Here is a 14,289-nt window from a genome sequence, read left to right as displayed (position 1 = left end):
TGCTCACCTGCGGTTGCACGGAACCTGCGTCACGACTGCGCGGCCGCGACCACCGAGGTCACGGTCATCGCCGCGCCGCGAGTGAAGTGTTCTTCGTACGCCTCAGGGCCCAACGCCTGCCGGCACAACGCCACGCACTGGTCGTGCGACGCCGCGAAGTTCGCCGATCCGAACAGCGGCAAGCCGACCGACTGCCACACCCGGTCCGCGCCTCCCAGCAGCAGCGCGGCGTGCGACGCGGACCCGGTGACCACGGAGATCAACGCCAGCAGCTCGACGGACACCGCGATGCCCAGCAGGTCGTGGAACTTCTCCTTGATGCGCAACGCGGAAGTGGCCAGCTCACGGGCCTCGACGATGTCACCGCGTCCCATCGCGACGAATGCCAGGACGTACAACGCGAACGCGCGCGCCCACAGCTCACCGTTCTCCTCACACACAACCCGTGCTTTGGAGCAGATCTCCGCCGCACGGTCGAGTTCGCCGCCGAACGCCACGGTGATCGCCAACGCCACGCGCGCCATGACCACGTTGCTGTCCATGTGCCCGAGCTCGGCGTGCCGGCGGTCGGCCTCGGCCAGCAACGTCGCGCCCAACGGCAGGTCGTCGTCGAACACGGCCGCCGCGCCCTGCACGTAGGTCGCGTAGACGTCGGCGTCCTCGTCGTCCAGCAACGCGGCCTCGGCGCGGCACTGCTCCAGCAACGCCGGCACCGCGGAGGTGTTGCCCTGCAACGTCGCCAGGTATCCGGTGACCCACAACGCCTTGCAGCGCGCCTGCGACGGCTGGGTCTCGAGCGACAAGGCCCAGTTCAGCCAGTGCCGTCCCTCGGCGAACCGCCCGCAGCCGACCCAGTAGAACCACAGCGTCGCCGCCAGCCGCAGCCCCGAGTCGGCCTCTCCCGGAGTCGTCAGCGAGTGTTCCAGCGCCGCTCGCAGGTTGCCGCGTTCCGCCGTCATCGCTCCCACGGTCGCGGCTTGCCGTGGCGTGAACCAGGCCCGTTCCCCTTGCAGGGCAATGCCCGCGTACCAGTCACGATGGCGCGCCTTGAGCCGTGGCTCCTCATCGCTCGCACGCAACCGCGTCTGCCCGAACTGGCGCATGGTCTCCAGCAACCGATAGCGCGCCACGCCCGCGTGTTCTTCGCGCTGCAGCACGGACTTGTCGACCAGCCCGTCGACCGCGTCGAACATGAAGTCCGCGGTCAGCGACTCGTCCGAGCACACCGCCTCGGCCGCGGCCAGGTCGAAGCTGCCGGCGAAGACCGACGCCCGTGCCCACAGCAGCTGTTCGCGCGGCGAGCAGAGGTCGAAGCTCCACTCCATCGTCGCGAGCAGGGTCTGGTGCTGCGGCAACGTGGCGCGCCCGCCGTCGGTCAGCACCCGGAACCTGTCGTCCAGCCGTTCCAGGAGCTGCGCCGGCGTCAGCGCGCGCACCCGCAACGCCGCCATCTCGATCGCCAGCGGGATGCCGTCCAGCCGTTTGCACAGGTCCGTGACGGCCTGCTCGTTCGCGCGGGTGATGACGAACGAGCCGGGAATCGCCGCATCAGCGCGTTGGGCGAACAACGTCGCCGCCGGATACGGCACGGACAACGGCGCCACGGACATCACCTGCTCGCCATAGACCCGTAGCGCGCGGCGGGAAGTGGCGATGACACGGAGATTCGGAGCAACACGCAGCAGCGTGTCCACGAGGACCGCACAGTGGTCCACGACGTGCTCGCAGTTGTCCAGCACCAGCAACGCGTCCTTGCCCGCCAGGAACTCCGTGAGCACGCTCAGCTGCCCGCGTCCGGTCTGGTCGACCACACCCAGCGCCTCGGCGACCGTGTGCGGGACCAGGGCGCGGTCGCGCAACGCCGCCAGCTCCACCAGCCACACGCCGTCCGGTGGCTGCTCTGCACGCGCCACGTGCACCGCGAGCCGCGTCTTGCCCACCCCGCCGACGCCGATCAGCGTGACCAGCCGGTGGTTCCTGATCAGGTCGGCGACGTGCTCGGTCTCCGGGCGGTCCACGAAGCTCGACCGGTCGGCCGGCAGGTTGCCGCGCACCGGGACCGGCGTGCGTTCGGGCAGGTCGAGGCGCGGATCGGCGGTCAGCACCGCCTGTTCGAGGTCGCGCAGCCGCACGCCCGGCTCGATGCCCAGCTGGTCGATCAGGGCCCCGCGCGCCCGTTGGAACGCGGCCAGCGACTCGGCCTGCCGCCCGCACCGGTAGAGCGCGATCATCAGCTGTTCCCACAGCCGTTCGCGGAACGGGTGCTGGTCGACCAGCGAGTTGACCAGCGGCGCCACCGCGGCGTGCTCGCCGAGCGCCAGCGACGCCTCCATCAGGTCCTCGGTCGCGTCCATCCGCAGGTCGGTGAGCCGCGCGGACTCCTGCCGCGTCCACTCGCCCGGCCGGCAGTCCGCGAGCGGGTCGCCGCTCCACAACGCCAGGGCCTCGCGCAGCATCTTCGCGGACTGCAGCGGTTCGTCGCTGTGCCGTGCTGCTGCGACGAGCGCCTCGAACCGTGCGGCATCAACGGTGTCCGCAGGCGCGTTCAACACGTAACCCGGCTCGCGGGTGGTGATCAACTCACCGAGCCCGGCGTCGCGGATCTGGCCGCGCAGCCGCGCGAGCAGGCTGTGCAGGGTCTTCGTGGCGGTCGCCGGTGCGTCGTCCGACCAGAGCGCGTCCACGAGCGCACTCCTCGGCACCGTCTCTCCCGGGTTCAGCGCCAGCCGTGCCACCAGGGTTCGCTGTCCCGCACTGCTGAGCTGGACTGCTCCGTTCGGACCGGTGAGTTCGAGCGGTCCGAGCAGCCGGATTATCACGTTTTTCGTCCTGTCGTCAGCCCCCGACAAAGGCTGGAACCGCGCAAAGATATCGCAATGGAATTCGACCCGAGAATCAACGCCCAGCGCGTCACCGCATACGCCGACCTGCGTGCCGTGCTGGCTGATCCGGTGACGTTCTCCTCCCGGAACATGACAGGTCCGCAGGTCGCGGCCGTGGCGGCGATGATGCCGCCGGAGCAGCGGCGATTGCTCGAACTGATGTCCTCACTCAACGCGGCGGACGGCACCAGGCACGCCCGAATTCGTGCAGCGGCGAATCAGAAATTCACTCCAACGGCCGTGCGCCAAATGGCTGACACAATTAGGGAACGCGCAAGGACTCTGCTCGACGAACTACCGGAAGAGGCCGACTTCGTCAGCGAGTTCGCCGCGCCGTTCGCGCTGGGCGTCGTCGGCGACGTGCTCGGCGTGCCCGAGGCGGACTTCCCGCTGTTCCGCGAGTTCGTGGCGCCGGTGCTGGAACTGACCAGCGGCGAGGAGGTCAGCGAGCGCGTGCTCGGGTCGTACTTCGCGGGGATGAACGAGTTCTGCGCCTACTTCGCCCGCTCGGACGCGTTCCGCGGTGGGCAGCTGTCCGAGCAGGAGCGGCTGTCGCTGTGCCTCGCGGTCGTCGTGGCCGGCACCGACTCGACCACGAACATGCTGGCCAGCACGTTCCTGAGACTCGACGCGAAGGAACGCCGGCTGGGCGGCGTGGTCGAGGAGGTCGTGCGCCTGGACACGCCGTTCATCGGTTTCTTCCGGACGGCGACGTGCCCGGTGAGCATGGGCGGGGTGAAGATCGCCGAGGGCGACCACCTGTTCCTCGACTACGCGGCGGGCAACCGCGACCCGAAGGTGTTCACCGAGGACTTCGACCCGGGAAGGCCGTCCGTGCCGGGCCACCTCGGCTTCGGGCACGGACCGCACTACTGCCTCGGCGCCCAGCTCGCGAAGCTGGAGGGCCGGATCGTCGCCGAAGAGCTGCTCGACCGCTCGTCCGAGGTGGCCGAGCAGCCCGGCGACGTGCGCTACCGCAGGCACCTGATCAGTCACGGGCCCGCGGCACTGCGATTCAGACCAGGGCAGCGTCGAGGGTGATGTTCTCGACGGCCGCGAGCGCCTTGGAGACCGGGCAGTTCGCCTTGGCGCCCTCGGCGGCCGTGACGAAGTCCTCCTGGGACAGGCCGGGCACGTTGGCGCGGACGGTCAGGTGGATGCCGGTGATGCCGACGCCCGCCTGGAAGCTCACCTCGGCCTTGGTGTCGATCGAGGTGGGCGGCGTGCCGGCGCCGGTCAGGCCGTGCGACAGCGCCATCGAGTAGCAGGCCGAGTGCGCGGCGGCGATGAGCTCCTCGGGGCTGGTCTTGCCGCCCGCCTCCTCGGCGCGCGCCTTCCAGTCGATGTCGAAGCTGCCGCTGTTGGAGGTGGCGAGGCTGACGTTTCCCTTGCCCTCGACGAGGGAGCCTTCCCAGTGAGCGTTTGCCGTCTGCTTGATGGCCATGATCTCCAGGTCCTTTGTCGAACAGGCTCGATCGGGGTGATGCGAGCGACAGGACCACCCTTTCACGGGTGGGCTCGGAGATCACCCTGAGAACCACTCGACGGGACTGCGAAAGTCTGTCGTGTGAACGTCGTGCTGCCACCGCGTGTCGTGGCCGGAGATCGTGTTCGTCTCGTGTCACCCGCGAGCTACCCGAGCGAGGAGGCGCTCGGCGAGTCCGTGCGAGTGCTGGAGAGCTGGGGATTGGTGGTCGAGGTCGGCAAGCACGCGCTGGACCGCCACGGCTACCTGGCGGGCCGGGACTCCGACCGGCTGGCCGACCTCGACGACGCCTATCGCGATCCCGGAGTGCGGGCGGTGATCGCCGCCCGAGGCGGCGCCGGCGCCTACCGCATCGCCCACGACCTCGACTTCGCCGCCGTGCGGGCCGACCCCAAACCGCTGGTGGGGTTCAGCGACATCACCAACCTGCACCTGGCCCTGTGGCGGCACTGCCGCGTCGCCGGGATCCACGGCTTCCTGGACGGCGCCCGCTCGGCGGCCTCGACGCGGTCGTTGCTGATGGAGACCGAACCCGCCGTGCTGCACCGCGACCCGGAGGCGCTCACGGCGGCCGTCCGGGTAGGTGGTGTGGCCACGGGCAACCTCGTCGGCGGGCATCTCGGCACCCTCGCCTGGTCCGTGGGCGCCGGACTGCCCGACCTGGATGGCGCGATCCTGTTCCTGGAGGCCCCGCGCGCTGTCGGGCTGGGACACGTCGACCGGCAGCTGACGCAACTCATCCGGTCGGGCTCGCTGCGGGGACTGCGCGGGGTCGCGCTCGGCCGGTTCCCGGGGTTCGAGGACTACACCGACCGCGACTGGACCGTCCTCGACGTGCTGCGTGACCGGCTGGAGCCTTTGGGGGTGCCGGTGCTCGGCGGCATCGACGTCGGCCACGGTGACAACCCGTTGTCCATCGCGCTTGGACCAATGGCCGAGTTGGATGCCGACGCGGGCACGCTCACCACCGACCCTGCCGTGAAGTGATCGCCGGGGGGCTTGGGGGGTCGTCCCCCCAAAATAATGGCGGAACGCAAACGGCTCATGCTCTCCATGAGCATGAGCCGCCTATGCGTGGAGCGGATGACGAGACTCGAACTCGCGACCCTCACCTTGGCAAGGTGATGCGCTACCAACTGCGCTACATCCGCACTGCCTTACGGGAGAGAACTATACAACAGGCCCTAAACGGCATCTTGCGAGGGGGGTTCCAAACCGGCCAGCAGTTGATCTACCTCGTCCAACTGCTCCTTCGGCCAGCGCCACTCCCACAGCGCCCGCACCTTGGGCAGCACGTCGACCGGCAGCCACGCGGCCACCTCCTCGCGGAGGTCCCAGTCGTCGAACACGTGCTCGTAGAAGCTGATCAACGCCGCGTTCTCCAGGAACTGCTCTGGCTGGTGGAAGCACCAGTGCGCGAAGCCGTACGCGCGCCGGAGCACGTCGTCGGCCTGCTCGCGGTGCGCTTCCTGGGCCAGTTGGTACAGCTCGGAGAAGAAGACGTGGCAGGACCACTCCTCGGTCTCGGCGACAGCCCGAAGTTCCGGCACGAGGGCCGAGGCGCGTTCTCGCCAGTCCACCACGGTCGTGACGATAGTCGCTGGATCTTGTCGCGCCGACGGGCCGACGCCCACCTGTGACCGTCCTGTCACCGAATGCGTTGCGCTGATCAGCCCACGCCGAACGGATGGTCTTGTATATCGACCTGTTCTCATCGAGGAGCAGGTCTGGCCCCTTGTGGCATGTTGAAGCCTGTGATGGTCGACGAGAACGAGGTCGACCGGGACCTGCTCGCCAGAGTGCGCGAGGGAGATGACTCGGCCTACGGCGAACTGTTCTCCCGGCATGCGGACGCGATCCGCCGTTTCTCTCTCAGGCACGTCCGTGAGGCGGCTGAGGCCGACGACCTCACCGCTGAGGCGTTCTTCCGCATGCTGCAGGCGATTCGCCGCGGCAGCGGTCCCACGGACCACGTCCGCACGTACCTGCTGACCGTCGCCCGCCGCGTCGCGTGGGAGTGGAGCGGACGGCGCCGGGACGTGCCCGTCGAGGACGAGGAGCTGGGCCGGCGCGTCGAGCCGGTGAGCGACAACGCGAACAGCCGGGCCGAGCACAACCTCATCACCAGGGCTTTCTCCAGCCTGCCGGAACGCTGGCGGGTCGTGCTGTGGCGCGTCGAGGTGGAGGGCGAACGCCCCGCCACCGTGGCACCGCACTTCGGACTCTCGCCGAACGCCATGTCGGCGTTGGCCCGCCGTGCGCGCGAGGGGTTGCGTGCGGCGTACCTGCAGGCCCACCTCGCGGCTGACGACGGGCGTTCGTCGTGCGCGGCGATCCGTTCGAAGCTCGGCACCTACACCGCGGGCGGGGTCCAGGGCGTCGAGGAACGCCGGATCCGCGCCCACCTCGACACCTGTTCCGCCTGCACGCAGCTCTACACCGAGCTGAACGAGGTCTGCGCGACGCTGCGCGCCAACTCGGCGTTCCTGATCGTGCCGACCACGCTCGGGCTCGCGTTCGCCGGGAAGATGTTCCTCACGAAGGCGAAACTGGCCTTCGCGGCGGCGAGCGTGGCGACCATCGGCCTGTTCGGGACGATGGCCGCGGTGTTCAACGGCGGCCCCGGTGTCGCCGTGCTCCAGCCCGACCAGAACCCGGTCGTCGCCATGAACACGTCCGGTTCGGCGAGCTCCGAGCACAGCCAGGGACTCGTGGTGGCCCAGCCGCCGCCCGAGGGGCACCAGCAGAAGCCGCAGGAGAACGTGATCAACCCCGGCGGCGGGCAGCGGCAGGAGACGGTGCGCAGGACGACGTCCGTGCCGGTGCCGACCAGCGACCAGCGCCAGGACCCGCCGGTGGAACGGGCGGAGCAGGTCGTGGCGTCGTCGGAGAAGTCCGAGGTGGTCAGCTCAGCCGTGACCACGACGCGTGACATCACGTCGCTCGACACGCCGTCGTCGTCCTCCGAACCGCCGACGCCGCCTTCCGAGCCGTGGTCGTCGCCGCAGACCACGGCCACGACGATCACGCTTTACCCGAAACCGGCCATCGAAAACTGACGGTGACGATCAAGCTCAGCCGAGTTCACCCACAAGGCTCTGCCTCCGCCAGGTACGGTTTGTCCAAGACCGACCGAGCGTGGGAGACGGGTACATGACGCGGCTGGTGCGCGGTGCTGACGGGCGGATGTGGACGGTCCACAGCCGCATCGAGTGGCGCAACCCGGTGGAGTCCGACGACTTCGAACACGACGTCAGCGGCGGTGTCCTGCCCGGCATCATGATGGGCGGCATGCTCGCCGTCATGGTGGTCGTGCTGATCGCCTGGACGCCGGAGCAGGTCGTGGTCCCCGCCTGGCTGATCCTCGCGCTGATCTTCCTGTTCGCCTTCTTCCCGGTCCGCTGGGCGCTGCGCCGCCCGCACACGCTGGTCGCGGAGAGCAAGGCCACGGCCGACGAGCTGCCACCCGAGCGGTGGATCGGGTCGGTCCGCGGTCCGATGGCGGTGCGCCAGGAGGCCTCCAGGGTCGCCCGCACGATCGAGATGCACTCGCTGCCGGACGTCGAAGGTCCGTTGCAACCCGTCGACTGATGCGACACTGGTCCGGTGCCCGAGCTACCTGAGGTAGAAGCACTGGTCCACCACCTGCGTGAGAACGCGGTGGGCCGTGTGGTGCACCGCGTCGACGTGGCGTCCCTGCAGGTCCTCAAGACGTTCGACCCGCCGTGGACCGCGCTGCACGGCCAGGAGGTCGTGGCCGCGCACCGGCACGGCAAGCACCTCGACCTGGAAGTCGCCGACGGCCTGCACCTGGTCGTGCACCTCGCCCGCGCCGGCTGGCTGCGCTGGGCGGACAACATGTCCGCGCCGCCGCCCAAGCAGGGCCGCGGACCGCTGGCGTTGCGCGTGCACCTCGGCCCGCCCGGCCAGGGGCCTGGGTTCGACCTGACGGAAGCGGGCACGAAGAAGGGTCTCGCCGCGTGGATCGTGCGGGATCCGAAGACCATCCCGAGCGTCGCCAGGCTGGGCCCCGACGCGTTGGGGATCACCCGCACGCAGCTGGAAGACCTGTTCGACAAGCGGACCGAGCGGCTGAAGACGTCCCTGACCGACCAGACCCTGATCGCGGGCATCGGCAACGCCTACTCCGACGAGATCATGCACATGGCCCGGCTCTCGCCCTACGCGACGACGGGCAAGCTGAACGCCGAACAGCTCGACCACCTGCACGAGGCGATGCTGACGACCCTGACCGACGCGGTCGCACGGTCCGTCGGTCAGGACGCGGCGCGGCTCAAGGGCGAGAAGCGGTCGGGGTTGCGGGTGCACGCACGCACCGGCCTGCCGTGTCCCGTGTGCGGCGACACGGTTCGTGAGGTGTCGTTCGCGGACAAGGCTTTCCAGTACTGCCCGACGTGCCAGACCGGCGGCAAGCCGCTGGCCGACCGCCGGTTGTCCCGCCTGCTCAAATGACGATCAGAACCTCCAGGGTGCGGGGGCCGTGGACGCCCTCCACCCGGTTGAGCTCGATGTCGCTGGTCGCGGACGGCCCGCTGATGAACGTCAGCGGCCGGGTGGGTTCCAGCAGCTGAAGCGCTTCCGGCACCGAGGCCGCGATCTGGTCCTGGCGGACCACGCAGAGGTGGTAGTCCGGGAGCAGCGTGAGCGCGCGGCGTCCCTGGGCCTCGCTGCCGTCGAGGACGATCGTGCCGGTGTCCGCGATGGCCACCGCGCATCCGGTCAGCACGCCGTCCGCCTGGTCGAGCTCGTCGATCGACAACGGCTCGCGCAGCCACGTGACGCCGTCGATCAGCCATTCGTCCGGAACGCCTTCCGGCGCGACGATTCGCTTGCCCTTCAAGGCTTCCAGTGCCTCGGGGACGTTCGTGACGGTGTGCACGATCGCGCGGTAGTCGGCGACCCGTTCGGCGAACAGCTCGACGCCGCCGGGGCCCTTCTGGTTGTAGCCGCGGACAACGGGTACCGCCGCCGGCACCTGTGCGCTGCGGATGCGCTGAAGGATCTCTTCTCGTGCGGCTGTATTGGTCATTCTTGGCAACGGTTCTTCCTCCACCAGGCGCGGAACGACTCGGACGGCGGTGCGGGCACGTCGCGGGAGGACGTCCACTTCGACCCCGGCCACGGCAGCGACGTGATCTTGCCGTCCTTCGCCAGGAATCGGGCCAGGGAACCGGCTTTCTGCGCCTTCTCGTAGCGCGAGGCCTCCCTGAAGATCCACGCCGCGGCGGACATCGCGACCGACTCCGCCGTGCGTCCCTTGGCCTCCACGACCTCGGCGCGCAGGTGAGTGAGAACGGACGGGATGTCGATCCGCACCGGGCAGACCTCGAAGCAGGCGCCGCAAAGTGAAGAGGCGTAAGGAAGTGAGGCCGCCAGCGGGTCGTGCAGGTCGCCCATCAGCTGCGGCGTCAGGATCGCGCCGATCGGGCCGGGGTAGACCGAGCCGTACGACTGGCCGCCGGTGCGTTCGTAGACCGGGCAGACGTTGAGGCACGCCGAGCAGCGAATGCACCGAAGTGCTTGGCGACCGACGGAATCCGTCAACGTCGCGGTGCGGCCGTTGTCGATCAGCACGAGGTGGAAGTTCTGCGGGCCGTCGCCAGGGGTCACGCCGGTCCAGACCGACGTGTACGGGTTCATCCGTTCCGCCGTGGACGAACGGGGCAGCAGCTGCAGGAAGACCTCGAGGTCCTGCCACGACGGCACGAGCTTCTCGATGCCCATCACGGTGATCAGGGTGTCCGGCAGCGTCAGGCACATCCGGCCGTTGCCCTCGGACTCCAGCACCACGATCGACCCGGTGTCGGCGACGGCGAAGTTCGCGCCCGAGATGGCGACCTTGGTGGTGAGGAACTTCTGCCGCAGGTACACACGCGCCGCCTCGGCGAGGTCCGCCGGTTCGTCGGAGACCTCGACCCCCATGCGGCGCTGGAAGATCTCGCGGATCTCCGAGCGGTTTCGGTGGATCGCGGGCACCAGGATGTGCGACGGCCGGTCCTCGCCGAGCTGCACGATCAGCTCGGCGAGGTCGGTCTCGATCGCCTGCACGCCACCGGCTTCGAGGGCCTCGTTGAGCCCGATCTCGGCCGTGGCCATGGACTTGACCTTGACGACCTCCGTCGCCTGCTCGGCCCGGCAGAGGTCGAGCACGATCCGGTTGGCCTCCTCGGCGTCCCGGGCCCAGTGGACGACGCCTCCGCGCGCCGTGACCGACTCCTCGAGCTGCACGAGCAACGTGTCGAGGCGCGCCAGGACGTCGTCCTTGATCTGCTCGCCGGCGACCCTGAGCATCTCCCAGTCGGTCATCTCGGCGACCGCGGCCGCCCTGCGCCCCCGGATGGTCCCGGTGGCCTTGCGCAGGTTCTGCCGCAACTGGGTGTCGTTCAGCGCCTCTTTGGCGGCCTTGGGGAACGTCGGGCTGCCCAGCCACGTCACGGGGTTGCGCGCCACGGGTCCTCCTCCGTCGAAGCCAGGATCTCCGCCAGGTGCACCGGCCGGACGCCCGTGCGCAGTCGCGAGAGCCCACCTCCGATGTGCATGAGGCAGGAGTTGTCGCCCGCGCACAGCACCTCGGCGCCGGTGTCGAGCACGCACCGCATCTTGTCCGCGAGCATCGCCGTGGACGTCTCGGCGTTCTTCACCGCGAACGTGCCGCCGAAGCCGCAGCACTGCGTCGAGTCGGGCAGTTCCACCAGATCGAGTGCCTTCACGGCCCTGAGCAGGGCCAACGGCTTGTCGCCGACCCCCAGCATGCGCAGCGAGTGACACGTGGGGTGGTAGGTGACCCGGTGGGGGAACCAGGCGCCGACGTCGGTCACGCCGAGCACGTCGACGAGGAACTCCGCGAGCTCGAACGTGCGCGGCGGAGACTCACCCAGCGTGGGATGGATCTCGCGGACCATGCCCGCGCATGACCCGGATGGCGCAACCACGTAGTCGTAGCTTCCGAAGACGTCGGTGTACTTGCGTGCCAACGGCTTCGACAGTTCCCGGTAGCCGGTGTTGAAGTGCATCTGGCCGCAGCACGTCTGGTCGAGCGGGAACTCGACCGTGCAGTCGAGCCGCTCCAGCAGACGCACGACAGCCCGGGCCGTCTCCGGGAAGAACGTGTCGGTCAGGCAGGTCGCGAACAGAGCCACTTTCACGCGCACACCCTCTCCCCAAATTCATCGGATGTCTACCCGGATCGGTGGACCGTACGGGGGTACGCCGGGCGCGCCTCTTGCTATAGGGGTGCCCCACAGCACAGCATGTGCACCGTGGGCGACCTGTTGACCGAGCGCGCTGTGCTCGGCGTCATCGCGACCCTGGCCGTTCTGGGCCTCTTCGTGATGCTGTGCCGCGCTCGACGTGTCAGCACCTCCGTCGAGGATGCTGTGATGGACATGCTCGACCGGATGTCCAAGGCGTCGAGCGACCTCCGCGCGGGCTTGACCCAGGAGGCCGCGGACAAGGCCACGCCCCACCTGCGCGAGATGCTGCGGTGCGTCGCGGTCGCCATCACCGACGAAGAGGGCACCGTCCTCTCGTGGGACGGCGGTGCGAACGACCACTACGAGTACCTCCGCGACACGGTCGCCCGTGCCATCAACAACTGCCACAAGGAACACGTCGACCACCGCAAGCTCGGCTGCGAGCTGCAGGGCCCGTGCTCCCTGCACAGCGTTGTCGTGGTGCCGCTGGTTGTCGAGGGAGACGTCGCCGGCACGTTGATCGTGGTCTCCGGCGTCGCGTCGAAGCGCCAGATCCGCATGGCCGAGGAGACCGCCCGCTTCGTCTCGACCCAGCTCGAACTCGAGGTCGTCCAGAAGCAGCGCCAGGCCCTCGCCCAGGCCGAGGTGAAGGCCCTGCGAGCCCAGATCTCGCCGCACTTCGTCTACAACGCGCTGAACACGATCTCGTCGCTGATCCGCACGGACCCGTCGCACGCCCGTGAGCTGCTGCAGGAGTTCGCGGAGTTCACGCGCTACTCGTTCCGCACCGACGGCTTGTTCACGACCCTCGCCGATGAGTTGACCAACATCCATCGCTACCTGACCATCGAACAGGCCCGCTACGGCTCGCGCCTGAACGTCCGGCTGCGCATCGCCCCCGAGGTCCTCCAGGTCGTCCTGCCGTTCCTGGTCCTCCAGCCGTTGGTCGAGAACGCGGTCCGGCACGGCCTGGCCAAGAAGCCCGGCGGCGGCATGCTCACCATCACCGCCGAGGACAACGGCAACGAGGCCCTGATCAGCGTCGAGGACGACGGCGTCGGGATGGACCCCGACCGCCTAGACGACATCAAGGACGCCCACCAGACCGGCGCGCACGTCGGCATCGGCAACATCAACGACCGCATGCGGACGGTGTTCGGCGCCGAGTACGCGTTGGTCGTGGAGACAGCCCCGAACGCGGGCACGAAGGTGATCCTCAAGGTGCCGAAGTTCGCCCGCAACGTGCTGCCGAACCTGAACATCGGGTCGCAGATGACCGACGAGCCGATGACGGCGGAGCAACCAGTCGTCCGCGCCTGAACTTGCAGGGTCAATCATGCTCAACCCGGGCGTGGATCCTGCCGATTGTGGTGTTGACCAATGAACAGCCGGCCGTTTGAAAGAACAGACGCCGCCCGCGAGCAAAGGCCATCACCCAGTGCACGAACAACAAGCACCCGAACGCGTCCGCGTCTGCATCAAGTGCACCGCCAAGGGGTTCAGCAGCTGCAAGTGCTGACAGGCACCCAGGTCAGCGTGCTGCCACAGCCAAAGTCGTGATCAGCACGACGGCGCACACGCTCCAGCTCACCCACATCCAGTAGATGTGCATGGGCGTCGGTCCGGCGGCGTTCTGTCTGCCCCGGTCGTCCCACCACTCGACATACCGTTCGAGCCAGCGGATCGGGTTGAACGTCACAGCCCGAACCTAGCACCTTGTGTTCCAGGTCACGCGGGAGCAACCGACAGCGCTGTTGGGCTCCCGCGTGTCCGCGAAACGCACGTACTGTCGAGTACATGAGCGTCACGGAGAAGATCGCGGCCCGTCTCCCGAGGGTCATGGACCGGGGTGAGCGGCCGCCCGTGGTCGCCGCGGTGCGGTTGCACGGGGTCATCACCCCGCAGTCCTCGCCTGTCGCGCGCAACACGATCAGCCTCCAGAACGTCGAGTCGGCCATCAACCGCGCGTTCGACAACGAGCGGCTCATCGCCGTGGCACTGCTCATCAACTCTCCCGGCGGCGCGCCGACGCAGTCCGCCCTGATCGCCGAACGCATCCGTGAGCTCGCCACCAAGAAGCACGTGCCGGTGCTCGCGTTCTGCGAGGACGTGGCGGCGTCCGGCGGCTACTGGCTGGCGTGCGCGGGTGACGAGATCTACGCGCACGGCACCTCTCTCGTGGGCTCCATCGGTGTCGTGAGTGCGGGATTCGGCCTCAACGGTCTGCTGGAGAAGGCCGGCGTCGAACGCCGCGTCTACACGGCCGGGGAGAACAAGGTCCGGCTCGACCCGTTCCAGGCCGAGAAGCCCGAGGACGTCGAGTGGCTCAAGACGCTGCACTCCGATCTGCACGACCAGTTCAGGACGTGGGTCACCGAACGCCGCGGTGCCAAGCTCAGCACCGAGGCCGACCTCTTCAGCGGTGAGGTGTGGACCGGCAGCAAGGCCGTGGAACTCGGGCTGGTCGACGGCATCGGCACCATCCGCACCGTCATCGCGAAGCGCTTTCCGGACGCCGAGCTCACGATCGCGGAGCCGCGCAGGCCGTTGCTGGCCAAGCTCGGACTGACCGGCGCGTCCACCCGATCGGGGGATCTCGTGGCACAGGTGCTCGCGAGCGTCGAGGAACGTGCTCGCTGGTCCCGATTCGGGCTGTGAGCATCAGTTCGGTTTCACAGGGCGTGTCGAGGCCTACCCCGGCGTAGAC

Annotated in this window: 14 protein-coding genes and 1 tRNA gene; 7 read left to right on the top strand and 8 right to left on the bottom strand. The window is 68.8% G+C overall.

The window, feature by feature from the left end:
• Window positions 1-29: 29 nt before the first annotated feature.
• The gene (locus BM417_RS17890; protein WP_143138694.1) at window positions 30-2,819 is read right to left on the bottom strand and encodes a BTAD domain-containing putative transcriptional regulator; all 2,790 of its coding nucleotides are present in this window, start codon (window positions 2,817-2,819) and stop codon (window positions 30-32) included.
• Window positions 2,820-2,876: 57 nt separating this feature from the next.
• Between BM417_RS17890 and BM417_RS17885 the strand changes: the two genes are divergently transcribed.
• Entirely contained in the window at window positions 2,877-3,923 is a 1,047-nt protein-coding gene (locus tag BM417_RS17885; RefSeq protein WP_093594926.1) for a cytochrome P450, read from the top strand.
• On the opposite strand, the gene BM417_RS17880 is transcribed toward BM417_RS17885, so the two are convergent.
• Window positions 3,898-4,326 carry an OsmC family protein gene (locus tag BM417_RS17880; RefSeq protein WP_030480288.1) on the bottom strand — a complete coding sequence of 143 codons (429 nt, stop codon included), beginning with the start codon at window positions 4,324-4,326 and terminating at the stop codon, window positions 3,898-3,900. The genes BM417_RS17885 and BM417_RS17880 overlap by 26 nt on opposite strands.
• Window positions 4,327-4,449: 123 nt before the next feature.
• On the opposite strand from BM417_RS17880, the gene BM417_RS17875 reads away from it, so the two are divergent.
• Entirely contained in the window at window positions 4,450-5,355 is a 906-nt protein-coding gene (locus BM417_RS17875) for a S66 peptidase family protein (RefSeq protein ID WP_093594923.1), read from the top strand.
• An 88-nt stretch (window positions 5,356-5,443) separates the two neighbouring features.
• Here the strand turns inward: BM417_RS17875 and BM417_RS17870 are convergent.
• Window positions 5,444-5,519 (bottom strand) — tRNA-Gly (locus tag BM417_RS17870).
• A gap of 33 nt (window positions 5,520-5,552) precedes the next feature.
• Window positions 5,553-5,951, bottom strand: coding sequence for a DUF7674 family protein (locus tag BM417_RS17865; RefSeq protein ID WP_093596160.1), 399 nt, complete (start codon window positions 5,949-5,951; stop codon window positions 5,553-5,555).
• Window positions 5,952-6,110: 159 nt separating this feature from the next.
• Here BM417_RS17865 and BM417_RS17860 point away from each other — a divergent pair, with 159 nt between their 5' ends.
• The 3 genes from BM417_RS17860 to BM417_RS17850 all read left to right on the top strand — a co-directional run bounded on the left by BM417_RS17860 (window position 6,111) and on the right by BM417_RS17850 (window position 8,841).
• Window positions 6,111-7,427, top strand: coding sequence for a sigma-70 family RNA polymerase sigma factor (locus BM417_RS17860; RefSeq protein WP_245821979.1), 1,317 nt, complete (start codon window positions 6,111-6,113; stop codon window positions 7,425-7,427).
• Window positions 7,428-7,521: 94 nt separating this feature from the next.
• Window positions 7,522-7,959, top strand: a complete 438-nt coding sequence (locus tag BM417_RS17855; RefSeq protein ID WP_093594920.1) for a DUF983 domain-containing protein — start codon at window positions 7,522-7,524, stop codon at window positions 7,957-7,959.
• A gap of 15 nt (window positions 7,960-7,974) precedes the next feature.
• A complete protein-coding gene (locus BM417_RS17850) occupies window positions 7,975-8,841 on the top strand; it encodes an Fpg/Nei family DNA glycosylase (protein WP_093594917.1) in 867 nt (288 codons plus the stop codon).
• Here BM417_RS17850 and BM417_RS17845 read toward each other — a convergent pair.
• The 3 genes from BM417_RS17845 to BM417_RS17835 are packed head-to-tail and all read right to left on the bottom strand — an operon-like array spanning window position 8,834 to window position 11,528.
• On the bottom strand, window positions 8,834-9,418 hold the full coding sequence (locus tag BM417_RS17845; RefSeq protein ID WP_093594914.1) for a LutC/YkgG family protein: 585 nt from the start codon (window positions 9,416-9,418) through the stop codon (window positions 8,834-8,836). The genes BM417_RS17850 and BM417_RS17845 overlap by 8 nt on opposite strands.
• Window positions 9,415-10,839 carry a LutB/LldF family L-lactate oxidation iron-sulfur protein gene (locus BM417_RS17840; RefSeq protein ID WP_093594911.1) on the bottom strand — a complete coding sequence of 475 codons (1,425 nt, stop codon included), beginning with the start codon at window positions 10,837-10,839 and terminating at the stop codon, window positions 9,415-9,417. The genes BM417_RS17845 and BM417_RS17840 overlap by 4 nt, the downstream gene beginning before the upstream one ends.
• Complete coding sequence (locus BM417_RS17835; RefSeq protein WP_093596154.1) at window positions 10,821-11,528, bottom strand: (Fe-S)-binding protein; 708 nt, start codon at window positions 11,526-11,528, stop codon at window positions 10,821-10,823. The genes BM417_RS17840 and BM417_RS17835 overlap by 19 nt, the downstream gene beginning before the upstream one ends.
• A 111-nt stretch (window positions 11,529-11,639) precedes the next feature.
• Between BM417_RS17835 and BM417_RS17830 the strand changes: the two genes are divergently transcribed.
• On the top strand, window positions 11,640-12,902 hold the full coding sequence (locus BM417_RS17830; protein WP_093594908.1) for a sensor histidine kinase: 1,263 nt from the start codon (window positions 11,640-11,642) through the stop codon (window positions 12,900-12,902).
• A 211-nt stretch (window positions 12,903-13,113) separates the two neighbouring features.
• On the opposite strand, the gene BM417_RS47815 is transcribed toward BM417_RS17830, so the two are convergent.
• A complete protein-coding gene (locus BM417_RS47815; protein WP_166048541.1) occupies window positions 13,114-13,281 on the bottom strand; it encodes a hypothetical protein in 168 nt (55 codons plus the stop codon).
• 98 nt (window positions 13,282-13,379) lie between these two features.
• On the opposite strand from BM417_RS47815, the gene BM417_RS17825 reads away from it, so the two are divergent.
• On the top strand, window positions 13,380-14,240 hold the full coding sequence (locus tag BM417_RS17825; protein ID WP_093594905.1) for a S49 family peptidase: 861 nt from the start codon (window positions 13,380-13,382) through the stop codon (window positions 14,238-14,240).
• The last annotated feature ends 49 nt before the right edge of the window (window positions 14,241-14,289 follow it).

Source organism: Lentzea waywayandensis (assembly GCF_900115955.1).
GTDB classification, from domain to species: Bacteria; Actinomycetota; Actinomycetes; order Mycobacteriales; family Pseudonocardiaceae; genus Lentzea; species Lentzea waywayandensis.
This window is presented reverse-complemented; position numbering and strand designations above follow the sequence as displayed.